The 15,015-nt window shown below is 43.0% G+C and carries 17 protein-coding genes and 1 other annotated feature; of the genes, 16 read left to right on the forward strand and 1 reads right to left on the reverse strand.

From position 1 onward, the window contains the following. The first annotated feature begins 76 nt into the window (after positions 1-76). From MPH60_RS03690 to minD, 10 genes are all read left to right on the forward strand, one after another. Entirely contained in the window at positions 77-1,366 is a 1,290-nt protein-coding gene (locus MPH60_RS03690; RefSeq protein WP_241593800.1) for a bifunctional folylpolyglutamate synthase/dihydrofolate synthase, read from the forward strand. Between the two features lie 381 nt (positions 1,367-1,747). After that, on the forward strand, positions 1,748-2,500 hold the full coding sequence (locus MPH60_RS03695; protein WP_241593799.1) for a prepilin peptidase: 753 nt from the start codon (positions 1,748-1,750) through the stop codon (positions 2,498-2,500). A gap of 301 nt (positions 2,501-2,801) precedes the next feature. After that, positions 2,802-3,776, forward strand: a complete 975-nt coding sequence (locus MPH60_RS03700) for a hypothetical protein (protein WP_241593798.1) — start codon at positions 2,802-2,804, stop codon at positions 3,774-3,776. A gap of 190 nt (positions 3,777-3,966) precedes the next feature. Beyond that, positions 3,967-4,536, forward strand: a complete 570-nt coding sequence (locus MPH60_RS03705) for a Maf family protein (RefSeq protein ID WP_241593797.1) — start codon at positions 3,967-3,969, stop codon at positions 4,534-4,536. A 58-nt stretch (positions 4,537-4,594) separates the two neighbouring features. After that, positions 4,595-5,269, forward strand: a complete 675-nt coding sequence (gene radC / locus MPH60_RS03710) for a RadC family protein (RefSeq protein ID WP_241593841.1) — start codon at positions 4,595-4,597, stop codon at positions 5,267-5,269. Between the two features lie 148 nt (positions 5,270-5,417). After that, complete coding sequence (locus MPH60_RS03715) at positions 5,418-6,437, forward strand: rod shape-determining protein (RefSeq protein ID WP_034308871.1); 1,020 nt, start codon at positions 5,418-5,420, stop codon at positions 6,435-6,437. A 134-nt stretch (positions 6,438-6,571) separates the two neighbouring features. After that, on the forward strand, positions 6,572-7,444 hold the full coding sequence (gene mreC / locus MPH60_RS03720) for a rod shape-determining protein MreC (protein ID WP_241593796.1): 873 nt from the start codon (positions 6,572-6,574) through the stop codon (positions 7,442-7,444). Beyond that, positions 7,441-7,959: a rod shape-determining protein MreD gene (gene mreD, locus MPH60_RS03725; RefSeq protein WP_241593795.1), complete on the forward strand. Its 519-nt coding sequence runs from the start codon at positions 7,441-7,443 to the stop codon at positions 7,957-7,959. The genes mreC and mreD overlap by 4 nt, the downstream gene beginning before the upstream one ends. Positions 7,960-8,075: 116 nt before the next feature. Then, positions 8,076-8,759, forward strand: coding sequence for a septum site-determining protein MinC (gene minC / locus MPH60_RS03730; RefSeq protein WP_241593794.1), 684 nt, complete (start codon positions 8,076-8,078; stop codon positions 8,757-8,759). 2 nt (positions 8,760-8,761) lie between these two features. After that, complete coding sequence (minD, locus tag MPH60_RS03735) at positions 8,762-9,565, forward strand: septum site-determining protein MinD (RefSeq protein WP_034308862.1); 804 nt, start codon at positions 8,762-8,764, stop codon at positions 9,563-9,565. Between the two features lie 124 nt (positions 9,566-9,689). Here minD and MPH60_RS03740 read toward each other — a convergent pair whose 3' ends face one another. Further along, positions 9,690-10,133: a S1 domain-containing RNA-binding protein gene (locus tag MPH60_RS03740; protein ID WP_034308861.1), complete on the reverse strand. Its 444-nt coding sequence runs from the start codon at positions 10,131-10,133 to the stop codon at positions 9,690-9,692. 238 nt (positions 10,134-10,371) lie between these two features. Here MPH60_RS03740 and MPH60_RS03745 point away from each other — a divergent pair, with 238 nt between their 5' ends. The 6 genes from MPH60_RS03745 to rpmA all read left to right on the forward strand — a co-directional run bounded on the left by MPH60_RS03745 (position 10,372) and on the right by rpmA (position 14,625). Beyond that, on the forward strand, positions 10,372-11,121 hold the full coding sequence (locus MPH60_RS03745) for a M23 family metallopeptidase (RefSeq protein WP_241593395.1): 750 nt from the start codon (positions 10,372-10,374) through the stop codon (positions 11,119-11,121). Continuing rightward, positions 11,114-11,980, forward strand: a complete 867-nt coding sequence (locus MPH60_RS03750; protein WP_101222786.1) for a M50 family metallopeptidase — start codon at positions 11,114-11,116, stop codon at positions 11,978-11,980. The genes MPH60_RS03745 and MPH60_RS03750 overlap by 8 nt, the downstream gene beginning before the upstream one ends. A gap of 42 nt (positions 11,981-12,022) precedes the next feature. Continuing rightward, on the forward strand, positions 12,023-13,495 hold the full coding sequence (locus tag MPH60_RS03755; protein ID WP_241593399.1) for an Rne/Rng family ribonuclease: 1,473 nt from the start codon (positions 12,023-12,025) through the stop codon (positions 13,493-13,495). 75 nt (positions 13,496-13,570) lie between these two features. Beyond that, positions 13,571-13,654 (forward strand) — a sequence feature (ribosomal protein L21 leader region). Positions 13,655-13,667: 13 nt separating this feature from the next. Beyond that, positions 13,668-13,976: a 50S ribosomal protein L21 gene (gene rplU / locus MPH60_RS03760; RefSeq protein ID WP_034308849.1), complete on the forward strand. Its 309-nt coding sequence runs from the start codon at positions 13,668-13,670 to the stop codon at positions 13,974-13,976. A 13-nt stretch (positions 13,977-13,989) separates the two neighbouring features. Further along, positions 13,990-14,322: a ribosomal-processing cysteine protease Prp gene (locus MPH60_RS03765; protein ID WP_101222784.1), complete on the forward strand. Its 333-nt coding sequence runs from the start codon at positions 13,990-13,992 to the stop codon at positions 14,320-14,322. 12 nt (positions 14,323-14,334) lie between these two features. Further along, positions 14,335-14,625: a 50S ribosomal protein L27 gene (rpmA, locus tag MPH60_RS03770; protein ID WP_048688955.1), complete on the forward strand. Its 291-nt coding sequence runs from the start codon at positions 14,335-14,337 to the stop codon at positions 14,623-14,625. The last annotated feature ends 390 nt before the right edge of the window (positions 14,626-15,015 follow it).

Raw genomic sequence — 15,015 nt, forward strand, 5'->3', positions numbered from 1 at the left:
AGGTTAATCGTTCATATATTGATAAAATAATCTTAACGCATAAGAGCGGTATAAAGAAAGAGGAGGCTCAACGATAATGGTTACAACCATGGAAGAAATCAATCATTTTTTTGAACGGCGCCAAGTTCAATTGGGCATGAATTTTGGTCTATCACGGATGGAAGCATTGTTAACTGAATTAGGTGACCCGCACAAGGCGCTAAAGTATATTCACATTGCAGGATCCAACGGGAAAGGATCAACACTGCAATATATTAAAGAAATCCTGCTTGCCCAAGGCATTCGGGTCGCTTCGTTCACTTCTCCTTATTTAATACGGATGAATGAGCAACTGAAGATAAATGAAGATGAAATTAGTGATAAGGATTTTATCGCTGTCTTCCGGGAGCTTTGGCCGATCATCCAAGAGATGGACAGTAAGGGGAATGGTCCCACTCAGTTCGAAATTTTGACTGCAATGGCATTCTCTTATTTTAGCAAAAAGGAAGCGGATTTGGTTTTGATGGAAACCGGTTTGGGAGGCAGGCTCGATACAACGAATGTCATCCAGCCGTTTCTTTCGATCATTACCTCAATTTCTTTGGAACATACGAGCATCCTGGGTAACACACTTGGGGAAATTGCTTTTGAGAAGGCGGGCATCATTAAAAGCGGGGCGCCGATCATCAGCGGAGTCACAGCCGGGGAACCAGCAAAAGTAATTGAAGAAAAAGCGTCGTCATTAGGCGTACCTTATTACCAATTAGGCAAAGACTTTCATATAGGCAAAATAAAGCAAAGTGAACGAGGGCAAAGTTTCTCCTTTTCGCTTGCAGACAGGTCCATCGAAAATGTGGAAATGCGAATGCTAGGCCGTCATCAAATGGAGAATGCGGCACTGGCCATAGCTGCTGTTACATTAGGAATGGAAAATATCGATGAAGAAAACATCCTTAAAGGAATAGGTGAAGCGAAATGGGATGGCCGCTTTGAAAAAATATCGGATGAGCCGTTAGTGATCATTGATGGTGCACATAATCCTGCCGGCATCGACGTACTGAAGGAAACGCTAAAAGTGCATTACCCCGAATATAAGTATCGTTTCGTATTCAGTTCATTTAAAGATAAAAATTATTCCGAGATGCTTCATGGACTGGAGACGGAAGCAATGGAAATCATCATTACCGAATTCGACCATGAACGGGCGGCGGATGCGAAAACGCTTTATGAAAAGTGCAGTCATCCAAATAAAACGATAAACAGGGATTGGCAGGCTGCAATAACGGAGGGCAGGAGGAAAACAGGGGAAAAAGAGATCCTTGTCATCACAGGGTCGCTTCATTTCCTATCACTTGTAAGGGAGTTCCTAATCAGAGAAGATGCCTAAAGGGATGTGCCTTTACCGGATGAAAATAGAGTTTGTCTACAGTTTTTTAGGGGTTTGTGCAATTGGAACGTGAGGCACTCGCTTTCCGCGGGCGGTCCGGAGTTTGTCTACAGTCTGAAAGGACCTTTTCAAAGGTCCTTTTCTCTTGTTAACAGTGCCGCTTGAAAAGAAAAAACTCTAATAGAGTGATTGATAACAAATCATCAAGTATATTTGTTAAAATATGTTTATATATTGATTTTACATGACTGTTGAATAGTAGGATCTACTTAATGAAAAGACGGGAGGAATGATAATCATGAAGAACCGAAGTGATTATTACATAGAGCAAAAACTAGGGTTTCACAGAAGGGCAATCGAATCCTCATGCACTTTGTATAAATGATGGTAATCCATATCTATCTCTTCGTCTTCGGCTTAATTTTAGGCTCATTCTTTAACGTTGTCGGTTTAAGTGTTCCAGCTGGTCAAGCATTTGCGAATCGTCGCTCCGCCTGCCCTTCTTGCGGGCGTACATTGACATTCATCGAGTTGATGCCGGTTATTTCCTATATCTTGCAAGACGGAAAATGCCGGGGCTGTAAAGCAAGGATTTCCCCCCTTTATCCGATAGTGGAAATGCTGACCGGTGTTTTGTTTGCCTCTGCTCCCATATTCCTTGGCTGGTCGAGCGAACTCTTGGTGGGCTGGACATTGATTTCATTATTTATGATCATCTTCGTGAGTGATGTCGCCTATATGCTCATACCTGATAAAATACTGCTTTTCTTTACGGTGATTTTTATCGTTCTAAGAGTTTCTTTTCCGCTGTTGCCCTGGTGGGATTCAATTGTCGGGGCCGTGGTTGGCTTTAGCCTGCTGTTATTAATTGCAGTCGTGAGCCAAGGGGGCATGGGTGGCGGTGATATCAAGCTATTTGCAGTGATTGGCTTTGTACTGGGACTGAAGATGGTGCTGTTATCGTTTCTTTTTGCGTGCTTTTATGGGGCATTCCTGGGCTTCATCGGATTACTGACCGGAATCCTAAAAAAGAAAACACTTATTCCTTTCGGGCCGTATATCGTTTTTGGGACATTGACTGCTTATTTTTGGGGCGATTCCCTTTTACATTGGTATGTAACTTTTTTAAGATGAGCGTAAAGAACCATCCAAGAGGAATTTGTCAAAAATCACCTGAACGATAGCGCAGTAGGGAACGATCCCCAATTGGCTGCAAGTGAAGCTGGCATGAAAGTGTGATGTAGGTAGCTGGTGAGAGGCGATATTGAATGGTTCGTGAACCAGAAGTACCAGTACCTGTAAGTCTATTTTCGTTACCCATATATGAATAGGGAAATTTGACGAAACCTATTAATGACAAGACGACAAAAGTCTTGTTATTTTTTTTTGCCTCTATGTTAGGATGAAAAAAATGATCTGGAGGGGAGGAAAAAAATTGGGCAAGCCGGAACAAAGCAAGGGTGTAACGATTAAAATAAATGGGGAAGAAAAAGTATTTGCCGATAAAAAGGTTGAAAGTCAAGAGGCGGCGAGTAAGGAGCAGGAACAGGAACACACAGATGAGAGTTTCGAATGGATACTCCCTGAGGATTCAAACGAAAACAAAATCGTATTGGTTCCCTCGCCTCCAAAGAAGAAAATGCCGAAGCTCATCGGTTTTGGTACCAGTTCGCTGAAAAGTTCTGATAAAAGACCGATCAAGACATTCATGATCGCTGTCATTTGTGCTGTTTTTTTTGGATCGATTCTTGGCTTGATCGCCGTTAAAACGATTACCAAGGAAAAAGCCGAAGTATCTTCGGTCGAGACCCCGGTTCCAACCGAAGCCACTGTTGAGGATAAAAAAGCGGCAGTGACTGAACCAGGCAACCAGCTGAAGACATTCCTTGTACAGGGAGGAGTATTCAGCAGCGAGGATGCGGCAAGGCAAATACAAAAGAAAATCATTGAAAAGCAGGTTCCTGCTGAAATTTTCAAATTGGAAGACAGCTATTATCTATTCTTGGGATCGGCAGAGAGTCTAGCTGCAAGTAAGGAGCTGGCCTTATTCTTAAAGTCCTATGATGTGGACGTATATTGGAAGGAAATCAATTTTGAAGCGGCTGGGACAAGCCAGGAAGATGAGAAAACCCTCAACAAGATGAAGGAAGTATATGCTTCGTTGGCAGAAACATCCGCAACCAAGCTTCGCGGAAAGGAAGGGACGGTAAACAAAGAAACACTGGAAAAAAACATGGATGAACTGAAGGCGGGGAAATTATCCCCGGAGTTTGCGAATATGAACGATGACCTGACTGCTGCCGCAAAGTCGATTGATGAATATGAGACTTCCAAAAACGAAGAAAAGCTATTCCAGGCTCAAGAAAGTCTTCTTGATTTTTTATTGAATTTCCAAAACAAATCGAGTTAAGTAAAGAAAAAAGGGGGGCTGCCCAATGGGGCAAGCTCCCAATATGAAAGCATCAGTGACACCTTTTTTATTTTCCGGGAAATACTTACAGGCATTTGTCGATTCATAGTAAACAATAATTGTGGATTGCACCATAATTTGATAGGATAGTTATGTATCTCCCTATGTAAAGAAAGGTGACTTTTATATTATGCAACCATTGATTTTAGCTTCTTCATCACCACGTCGTAAAGAACTTCTACAATTTCTTCAAATCCCCTTTGAAAGCATGAATTCCAATGTCGATGAAAGTATTGATGAAAACATGTGTCCTGATGCAGCGGTGAAAGAACTGGCATCCCGTAAAGCCGAAGCCATCGCAGCAAAATTTCAGGAAAGCTGGGTAATCGGCTCGGATACCGTTGTTGTCCTTGACGGTGAGATATTGGGTAAGCCGACAAGCCGTGCGGATGGAAAAAGAATGCTGGAAATGTTATCGGGACGGACACATGAAGTATACACAGGTGTCGCCATTATATCTGGCAAGCATCGCAGAGTATTCGCAGAAAAAACGGAAGTGACATTTTGGGAGCTGCCAGAAGCTGAAATCGAACGTTATCTGGATAGCGGGGAACCTTTTGACAAAGCTGGCGGCTATGGGATTCAAGGATACGGATCTCTTTTTGTCGAACGAATCAAAGGGGACTATTTCTCGGTGGTCGGGCTTCCGGTCTCAAGACTGGCCCGGGAACTTAAAGCGATGCAGGAAGAGTTAGAATGATCGATTTCCTCTGGCATTTTCCCTTTTCTTAGGAAGGGTTGATCTTTTGAGCGAAAAAATGTTAATACGGGATTACCCGAAAGAGGAGAGGCCGCGCGAAAGGTTTCTGCAGGACGGACCGCAGAGTCTCTCCAATCAGGAATTGCTCGCCCTGCTACTGAGGACGGGATCAAAGGAAGAATCCGTCCTGCAACTATCCGGCAGGCTCATCAATTCCTTCAAGGGCCTTCGCCTGCTAAAAGAAGCCTCAGTGGAAGAACTGACCGTGATTAAAGGGATTGGTGAAGCAAAAGCGATTCAAATCCTGGCCTCTGTCGAACTTGGCAGGAGAATTAACAAATTGAATGATCAAGACCGTTATGTGATTAGGTCTCCTGAAGATGGAGCCAATTATTGCATGGAAGAAATGCGGTTTTTATCACAGGAACATTTCGTCTGTCTTTATTTAAATACGAAAAATCAAGTGCTGCAAAAAACTACGGTATTCATCGGTAGCCTCAATGCCTCGATCGTGCATCCGCGCGAGGTCTTCAAAGAGGCTTTCAAAAGGTCCGCTGCCTCTATCATTTGTCTTCATAACCACCCCTCCGGAGACCCCTCTCCCAGCAGAGAAGATATTGAAGTGACGAAACGGTTGGTCGAATGTGGTAAAATAATCGGGATTGAAGTATTGGACCATATCATCATCGGGGAGCATAAATATGTTAGTTTGAAGGAAAAAGGTTATTTATGACACTATCAAAATTTTTGACGATACGATATAATATTGTTTATGATTTTTAAAAGAGGAAACTTTTTCAAAACTCTTATTGTCAAAAAACGACAAATTATTATTTGAACTTATAAAAAGGCATTTTTGTTTACGAAAGGGAGATACCATAATGTTTGGAATTGGCGCTAGAGATATAGGGATTGATTTAGGAACGGCGAATACGCTTGTCTATGTGAAAGGAAAAGGTATCGCAGTACGTGAACCATCGGTTGTAGCTGTGCAAACAGATACAAAGCAAATCGTTGCAGTCGGAAACGATGCGAAAAACATGATTGGACGTACACCTGGTAACGTGGTTGCCCTCCGCCCGATGAAGGATGGAGTAATTGCCGATTATGAAACGACGGCTACCATGATGAAGTACTATATGAAGGAAGCTCAAAAGAAGGGCGTATTCGGCAACAAGCCATATGTCATGATTTGTGTGCCTTCTGGTATTACGGCAGTTGAGCAGCGTGCAGTCATCGATGCAGCTAGACAAGCTGGAGCCCGTGACGCATATCCTATCGAAGAACCGTTTGCAGCGGCGATCGGTGCGGACCTTCCGGTTTGGGAGCCTACAGGAAGCATGGTCGTTGATATCGGCGGAGGAACGACGGAAGTGGCAATCATTTCCCTTGGCGGTATCGTTACAAGCCAATCGATCCGTATTGCCGGTGACGAAATGGATGATGCCATTATCGTTTACATCCGTAAGAACTACAATTTGATGATCGGTGAGCGGACTGCTGAAGCGATCAAAATGGAAATTGGTTCTGCTGGAGACACGGAAGGCGTAGAAAACATGGAAATTCGCGGACGTGACCTATTGACTGGATTACCGAAAACGATCGAAATCACAGCTGAGGAAATATCCAAAGCTTTAAGCGACACAGTTTCTGCAATTGTGGATTCCGTGAAAAACACTTTAGAGAAAACACCACCTGAATTAGCCGCTGACATCATGGACAGAGGCATTGTATTGACAGGCGGGGGTGCTTTGCTGCGCAATTTGGATAAAGTCATCAGTGAAGAAACGCAAATGCCGGTGATCATCGCTGAAAATCCGCTGGATTGTGTTGCAATCGGAACGGGAAAAGCGCTTGACCACATTCATTTATTCAAGACTAAATCAAGAGATTCGCGATAAGCATTACTTCTCAAATAGGGCCGGCTCAACAAAAGGTGCAATTTTGAGCCGGTTTTTCTTATGTTTTGCAATTTAATTAAATCAAAGTGTAATTTTAAGACCATAGAGTAAATTTTAGATAGAGGTGTAATACCATGCCACAGTTTTTTAATAAAAAACTCCTTCTCTTGCTCGTTAGTATTATCGTTCTCGTGGCATTGATCGGTTTTTCATTAAGGGAGAGAGAAGAGTTGACTTGGCCGGAGCAATTCCTGAAAGATACGACAGGCTGGGTCGGAAATGTGTTTAATAAGCCAGTATCGGGTATAACAGGTTTTGTAGGGGGCTTAAAAGACCTTCAACATACATACGATGAAAACAAAAAATTGAAAGCCCGCTTGGATGAATATGTATTATTGAAAACCCAAGTCCAAGATTTAAAGGAAGAAAATGAAGAACTTCGCGATAACCTCAAAAAAGAAGATGACCTTCGGAAGTACTCGCCCACTCAGGCGACGGTCATTGGACGAAATCCCGACCGCTGGCATGAAATGCTGACGATTAATAAAGGGAAGCGTAATGGGGTAGAAAAAAATATGGCTGTCATCACCTCCAATGGGTTAGTCGGTAAGGTGAAATCAGCGACGGATTTCACGGCCTCGGTTCAACTTTTAAGCTCCATCGATAAAGCCAATCGTGTCTCAGCGATCGTCCAAGGTGATGATAAAGCATATGGCTTGATTGAAGGATTCGATGATAAGAAGAACCTTTTGCTGATGAAACGGATCCCATATGATAAAAAGATCAAGAAAAATTCATTGGTCATCACATCCGGTTATGGAGGGATCTTTCCGAAAGGTCTGCTGATCGGGAAAGTTGTCGATGTCAAAGTGGATCAATATGGATTGAACCAGACCGCATATATTGAACCTTCGACGGATTTTTATGATATTAATAATGTCATGGTCGTTCAGCGCGAGGTGGACGGTTTACCGAAAGAAAGTGAAGGGGAGGATGAAGCTGAGTGAGATATTTCATCCTTTCTTTTATAGCCTTGGTTTTTTTTGTTTTTGAAAGCATCTTCGCCCAGATGTTCGCTGGAGATGCATTCGGGTCCGATAAAATCCTCGTGCCCCATTTCATGATGGTTTTCGTTTTTTTCCTGACCATGTTCGGTTCAAGGAAAATGGGGATGCTTTATGGGGCGATTCTTGGGTTGACTTATGATGTCGTATATACGGAAATTCTTGGGACCTACATGTTCCTGCTGCCATTTCTTGCCTATCTGATATCGAAATCCATGAAAATCCTGCAAAATAATATATTGATTGCCTGTCTTACTGCGCTTATATTCACGGCAGTTTTAGAGGTTGTCATCTTTCAGATGAATATCATACTATCTTTTGCAGATATGGGATTTGGTGAATTTGCGGAACGGAGATTGATTCCGACATTATTATTGAATCTCGCATTCATTATTATCAGCTGCTATCCTTTAAAGAGAATGATTGAAAAGCTTGATTTGCAAGGAGAAACGGAATAACGTTCCTGTGTCTTAAGAAGCAGGTGGGAAATGTATTTTCTCTTTTCCGTGTACGTAGAAAAAGGAAATTTGTTTTCCTATGTCGAATTATATTTCATTGAGGTGAAACAAACGTCATGAATAAAAGAATTCAGCAAAATGTCATGATTAAGGGAACAAAAGACGGGTTTATGCTTCATCTCGATGATTCTTGCTCATTTTCCGAATTATTGAAAGAGTTAGAAGTGAAGCTTTCGGCAAACTATCAGTTTCAAGAAAATGACCCGTCCATTTCCGTAAAAGTACATACAGGGAACCGCTATCTTGATGAACAACAAGAAGAAAAGATTAAAGAGGTCATCCATAAAAAGAAGAAGCTTTTCGTAGATGAGATGATTTCGAATGTCCTTACGAAGGATGAAGCAAAACGATGGAAAGATGAAAACCAAGTGACGACCGTGACCAAGGTGATAAGGTCGGGACAGGTTTTTGAAGTTCCCGGAGACTTACTGCTGATAGGGGATGTCAATCCCGACGGAACGGTTCGTGCGGGTGGCAACATATATATCATGGGACAGCTAAAGGGAATAGCCCATGCCGGATATAAAGGGAATAACGAGGCCATTATAGCTGCCTCTGTCATGAAGCCTGCCCAGCTGCGCATTGCCGGACAAGTGAATTTATCTCCTGACCAATATACGAAATGGGGACATGATTTGGAATGTGCCTTCATGGATGAAGAACAAAATATCATAATAGAAAAATTGCAAGTCTTAAAGAAATATAGACCTAATTTAAATAGATTAGAAGGGGGTCTCTAATCGTGGGAGAGGCAATAGTTATAACATCCGGTAAGGGTGGTGTCGGGAAAACGACCACCTCCGCCAATTTAGGAACATCTTTAGCTCTTCTAGGCAAAAAGGTTTGCTTGATTGATACGGATATTGGTCTTCGGAATTTGGATGTAATCATGGGATTGGAGAATCGCATTATCTATGATTTGGTCGATGTGGTCGAAGGGCGCTGTAAGATACACCAAGCGCTTATAAAAGATAAACATTTCGAGGATTTGCTTTATCTGCTTCCCGCTCCGCAAAATAGTGACAAAACAGTGGTGAATGAAGAGCAGATGAGGAAACTCATCAGCGATATGAAGCCTGACTATGATTATGTCATCATTGATTGCCCTGCAGGCATTGAACAGGGCTTCAGGAATGCCATAGCTGGGGCAGACAAGGCGATCATCGTTACGACTGCAGAGAGACCGGCTGTCAGGGATGCTGACCGTATTATTGGCCTGCTTGAAAAAGAGGAGCATATTGAACCGCCTCAATTGATCATCAACCGGATCCGCGGCCATTTGCTTCATGAGGATGAGGAAATGGATATCGATGGAGTTGCCGATTTTCTTAAGATTGATTTGATCGGCGTCATTCCTGATGATGACCAGGTCATTGTGGCAGCGAATAAAAAGGAACCCATTGCCTATAATCCAGACAATAGAGTTTCGCTTGCCTATCGGAACATCGCCAGAAGGATCCTTGGTGAATCTGTGCCCTTGACTCCAATTGGCAGCGAACCAAAGGGCTTCATGTCCAAATTGAAAAAATTCTTCAGTGTGCGGTAAATCTATATTCTTTTGTCAAGAAGCGGGAGCATTTGATGCCCTCGCTTTTTTTATGCTTTTTGTGAAATAAAAAAGGCAAGCCATATAATGGCTTGCCTTATCTATATGCTAAAAATGCAGCGGGTTATCCGCGTCTTCCGCCTCTGCCGCCGCGTTTTGATTCGGTGCTGCGTTTAAGAGTCGATAAATTTTCTTCACTAGTCTTTAAAAAGCGCACCATTTTATCTTCGAAATTTTCCTTTGGTTGGAAATTACCTTTTGAACGAAAATCTTTAGAACGGCTATCCCCTTGGCGTGGTGGGCGTTTGGTATAAGAAGAGGTTTGCCCTTCGGGTCTATCTATAGCCTTTTTGATGGACAAGGCAGTTTTTCCGTCTTTCTCACTAATCACTTTTACTTCAATTTGGTCGCCTACTTTAAGATGGTCATTTACGTCTTTTACATAGCTATCTGCTACCTCACTGATATGCACAAGACCTGTTGAGCCTCCTGGTAATTCTACGAATGCTCCAAAATTAGTGATACCTGTTACTTTACCTTGTACTTTGCTGCCTATTTCGATTGACATAAAAAAATGTTCCCCCTCAATAATGTTAAAACCACTTTATTATAACAAATTCCGGGGAACAATATCAATCTCAATTATTCGATTTTCTGAATCGATGCCCGAACCACCTTGGAAATTCATAAGTTTCGGTGAATTTTTCATCGGAAAAAATTTTTTCAGGGAAGTGCAGAATAGTCTGGACAAGTTGCTCATACGTTGTAATATAGCGCTTTGACATGAGCAGGGGGGGAAGTCTGGAATGGATGATCGCAGGAAAGATATCCGCAATCGTATCGCCAAGAGACGCAAGTTTAATGATAAACCGTCAGGAAGCAGTAGTTGGACGGAGATCCACAATGAGGAACCATACGGGATTGATTCATATAACGGGTATTCCGAAAAAGATCATCCGCTCTTCAAGAAAGAATATTTTTTCTTTAAAATCCTTGCCAGTGTATGCCTGTTCCTGGTTGTCGCGGTGATGTTCAAACACCCTTCTGTGCGGCTTGACCCTGCCAGGAGTTTTGTCACGGAGAACATGAACAAGGAATTTCAGTTCGCTTCAATCTCCAATTGGTACGAAAGTGCGTTTGGTAAACCAATCGCTTTTTTACCGAATGAAGCCGATACGGAAACTGTTGATTCGAATGAAGAATATGCAATGCCAGCTTCTGCGAAGATTACCCAAAACTTCGAGACGAACGGTGAGGGAATCATATTGGAAACGAGCAAAGGCTCAAAGGTCGAGGCCGTTAATGAAGGGGTAGTCATTTTTGCCGGTGAAAAGGAGGGGATCGGAAAGACGGTCGTCATTCAGCATGCCAATAAAAGTGAATCTTGGTATGGGCAGCTGGAAGGAATTGATGTGAAATTGTATGAGTTCGTTAAAAAGGGCAATGAAGTCGGACAGGTTACACTAAGTGAAGATGGATCCATGGGCAGGTTTTATTTAGCGATAAAAGAAAATGATACTTTCGTCGATCCTAAAAAGGTGATTTCCTTTGAGTGAATATGGGAAATTACTGTTTAAAATCAGGGTGCATCCGACATTATGGTTTGTCATTGGCATCGCCATCCTCACAGCCCATTTCGTTGAAGTGATGATGCTGTTGCTTATCGTCTTCATACATGAAATGGGGCATGCCGTCTGTGCCCAGCACTTCAAATGGCGGATAAAGTCAATCCAGCTGCTTCCTTTTGGCGGGGCTGTTGAGACTGAGGAATATGGAAACAAGAGTTTGAAGGAGGATTTGGCGGTGGTGCTTGCCGGTCCGCTTCAACATGTTTGGCTCATTGGCGCAGCTTTTTTGCTCTATTTCTTTACCATTATCCCATATGAGCTGTACCAGCCCTTTTTGTATATGAATCTTATGCTCCTGATTTTTAATCTGCTGCCAATTTGGCCCCTGGACGGGGGACGGCTGCTATTCATCGGTGTTTCCCTATACTGCACCTTTCTGGAAGCGCAGAAACATACACTTCACTTTTCTGCAGTATTCGCTTTCCTTGCTTTTTTGACCTGGCTCATTCTGGATCCGCTCAATTTGAACATCTGGCTCATCATTTTTTTCATAAGTCTCTCACTCGTCATGGAATGGCGGCAAAGGTATTATGCATTCATCCGCTTTCTTCTGCAGCGCCATTACGGGCATACGAATGATTTGGCGAAACTGAAGCCGATCTCGGTGGATTCACAAGAACCGATTTATAAAGTGCTGGAAATGTTTCAACGCGGTTGTAAACACCCCGTGATCATCATGAAAAACGGGAAAGAGAGCGGCTCGTTGGATGAAACGGAAATCCTTCATGCCTATTTTTCCGAGAAAATGACAAACGGGAAAATCGGCGACCTATTATATTCTTATTAAATATGTTATCCTTTCTTCAAATTGAGGAGAGGATTTTTTTTGATGAAAAAAATGATCGCGAACCTAGCTTCACGCGAAAAAAGAGTGGCTGTACTTGAGAATGGTGTTTTACGTAAACTTGAAATCATGCCGCCTCAAAAGCGCAGTACGGTCGGTAACATTTACCTTGGGAAGGTAACGAAGGTGTTACCGGGAATGGATGCCGTCTTCATTGATTATGGTGCAGAGAAAAATGGTTTTTTACACCGTGACGACATTCCCTCTTTCCAGCTGACAAAAAAAAGTGATGGGAAAGCATCGATCGGTCAATTTGTCCATCAGGGAGAAAAGCTGCTAGTTCAGGTGACGCGGGATGAAACGGGCACCAAAGGAGCTAAATTGACTGGGCTGATCGAGTTTTCGACAGATTCCCTCGTATACATACATGGAATAGATTATGTTGGTGTATCAAAGAAATTCAAAAACAATGATTTTCAGAAGCAATGGCGGGAAACTGCCTTGCAGCATAAAAATCCTGATGAGGGGTTGATTGTCCGCACCTCGATGGAGAACGAAAGTGAATCGGTCTTCCTTGATAGGTTAAATGGATTGCGGGAGCTCTTTAAAGGGCTTGAACTTAAGGCTGCGTCCCTCAAGGCCCCGTCCCTTCTCTATGAGAGGGATGAATACCTTGATATGATCATTTCCGAAATGTCGGGAACGGTGACCGGGGAACTTGTTATTGATGACTTCGAGGCCTATCGCGAGTTGAAAAAGTGGATACAGGAAAACCGTAAGGAGTGGGAAATATCCCATGCATCGGGTACAAAGAATATTTTTTCCGAATGGAATGTGGAAGCGCAAGTTGAGAAAATGGCCAAGAAAATCGTTTGGCTTGAGAATGGCGGATATTTAATTTTTGAAGAAACGGAAGCTTTCACCGTAATCGATGTCAATTCAGGGAAGTTCACCGGCAAGGTGGCGAAGGAAGCAACATTGTTTGCGGTTAATCAGGCAGCGGCGAAAGAGGTCGCCCGTCAACTGAGATTGAGGAATATCAGCGGAATCATACTGATTGATTTCATCAATATGGACCAGTCCCGGCATGAGCAGGAAATCATCGAAATCGTTAAAAAGGAAGCGGTGAGGGATGAGAAGCGAATCCAGGTCATCGGTTTTACGGAACTGGGCATTTTACAAATGACGAGAAAGCGAACCTCCCCGTCTTTCATTGAAATGACGACGGTGCCTTGCCCTGTTTGCAGTGGAAGCGGTAAAATCGAGAGCCCTGAAACGGTGGCCTTCCGCTTGGAACGTGAACTGCTGGAACACAGGAAGACAGATGATGAAGCGGTCTGGATGGAGGTCAGTAAAGCGGTGGCGGACGTGCTGCTTGGTGAAAAGGAATCATATCGGCCGACGTTGGAGGAATTGATCGGTAAAAAGATATTCCTGTCATTTATCCCAGGTTCGAGGAATGCTTACTCCATAAAGCGCTTCGGGAGCATTCAGGAAATCGGGCGGGCTTTTGAGTGAAGGGCGGGAATTGTTATAAATATATTGACAGCCTTTCCTGTTTCATGTTAGGATTTTAATGTTATGTTTGTAGCACCCGTGCTACAACCGCTCAACATCAGGTTTTAAGCTTTTGCCTTTCTGGTAAAACGCCTGTGATTGGCGAGTCTGAGACATTTAAGGAGGTGCAAGTATGTACGCAATTATCGAAACTGGCGGTAAACAAATTAAAGTAGCAGCTGGCGAAGCGGTTTACATTGAAAAATTAAACGCAGAAGCAGGCGAAACTGTTACATTTGACAAAGTTTTATTCGTAGGTGGCGAAGACGTGAAAGTCGGTGCTCCACTAGTTGAAGGCGCTACTGTAACAGGTACTGTCGAAAAACAAGGTAAGCAAAAGAAAATCACTGTTTTCAAATACAAAGCGAAGAAAAACAATCGTAAAAAACAAGGTCATCGTCAACCATACACTAAAGTTGTTATCGAAGCAATCAACGCGTAAGGGCTGATTCTAGATGATCAAAGTTGTATTTGATGCTCCGCAGGAACGGATTGCTTCGTTCACCTTAAGCGGACATGCTAATTTTGCTAAAAAAGGTTCTGATATCGTTTGTGCAGGTGTATCGGCTGTTTCCTTCGGGGCAGTCAATGCAATCATGTCCTTAACGGACGTAGAGCCTGAGATTGAGCAAGGGAGAGAAGGCGGCTATCTTCGCTGCGTCATTCCGGGGAATCTTTCGCCGGAATCGGAAGAGAAGGTTCAGCTGCTTTTGAACGGCATGCTCATATCGCTGCAAACCATCGAACGTGATTATGGTAAATACATGAAAATTATCCTCAACCAATAGGAGGTGGAACAAATGTTAAGATTAGATCTTCAGTTCTTCGCTTCGAAAAAAGGAGTAGGTTCTACAAAGAACGGACGTGACTCAATCTCCAAGCGTCTTGGCGCTAAACGTGCAGATGGTCAATTCGTATCTGGTGGTTCTATCCTTTACCGTCAACGCGGAACAAAAATCTATCCTGGTGAGAACGTAGGCCGTGGTGGAGACGATACTCTATACGCTAAAGTAGACGGTGTTGTTAAATTCGAACGTTTCGGACGTGACCGTAAAAAAGTAAGCGTATATCCAGTTGCACAAGAAGCATAATTGGCATCTTTGAACAGAGGCTGACTCAAAAGGGTCTGATTCCTTCTACAAGACACTATATACCGCGTCATTTTTAATAATGGTATGCTATATAGTGATGAAGGGGTCCGGCCCTTTATTTATACTATAGGAAATGAACCAGCATTTTGCAGGAGACTTTAGTCATTAGTATAAGGAAAACAACCTCTGACTTAAAAAAGGCTCGCCAATCGGCGGGCTTTCTTAAACTTTCAGGGGGGAAATCCAAGATTACTCATCCATCCGATTTGGTTTAAAACCAAATAGACACTCCAATTCAACTATAATATCTCCAATTGGTGCATATAAGGCCCATTCTCTTTTTTAGTTCAAATGGCTCTACCATCGTCCAAAGAACTCAGGGTGTGCGGC

The sequence above is a fragment of the Peribacillus sp. Aquil_B1 genome (assembly GCF_022603275.1).
In the GTDB taxonomy this organism is placed as follows: Bacteria; Bacillota; Bacilli; order Bacillales; family DSM-1321; genus Peribacillus.

Coding starts and splice junctions, on each gene's coding strand:
- rplU (WP_034308849.1), top strand. CDS start 13,668: ATGTACGCAATTATCGAAACTGGCGGTAAACAAATTAAAGTAGCAGCT.
- mreC (WP_241593796.1), top strand. CDS start 6,572: ATGCCACAGTTTTTTAATAAAAAACTCCTTCTCTTGCTCGTTAGTATT.
- MPH60_RS03695 (WP_241593799.1), top strand. CDS start 1,748: ATGATGGTAATCCATATCTATCTCTTCGTCTTCGGCTTAATTTTAGGC.
- radC (WP_241593841.1), top strand. CDS start 4,595: ATGTTAATACGGGATTACCCGAAAGAGGAGAGGCCGCGCGAAAGGTTT.
- MPH60_RS03765 (WP_101222784.1), top strand. CDS start 13,990: ATGATCAAAGTTGTATTTGATGCTCCGCAGGAACGGATTGCTTCGTTC.
- MPH60_RS03745 (WP_241593395.1), top strand. CDS start 10,372: ATGGATGATCGCAGGAAAGATATCCGCAATCGTATCGCCAAGAGACGC.
- minC (WP_241593794.1), top strand. CDS start 8,076: ATGAATAAAAGAATTCAGCAAAATGTCATGATTAAGGGAACAAAAGAC.
- MPH60_RS03740 (WP_034308861.1), bottom strand. CDS start 10,133: ATGTCAATCGAAATAGGCAGCAAAGTACAAGGTAAAGTAACAGGTATC.
- MPH60_RS03690 (WP_241593800.1), top strand. CDS start 77: ATGGTTACAACCATGGAAGAAATCAATCATTTTTTTGAACGGCGCCAA.
- rpmA (WP_048688955.1), top strand. CDS start 14,335: ATGTTAAGATTAGATCTTCAGTTCTTCGCTTCGAAAAAAGGAGTAGGT.
- MPH60_RS03755 (WP_241593399.1), top strand. CDS start 12,023: ATGAAAAAAATGATCGCGAACCTAGCTTCACGCGAAAAAAGAGTGGCT.
- MPH60_RS03705 (WP_241593797.1), top strand. CDS start 3,967: ATGCAACCATTGATTTTAGCTTCTTCATCACCACGTCGTAAAGAACTT.
- MPH60_RS03715 (WP_034308871.1), top strand. CDS start 5,418: ATGTTTGGAATTGGCGCTAGAGATATAGGGATTGATTTAGGAACGGCG.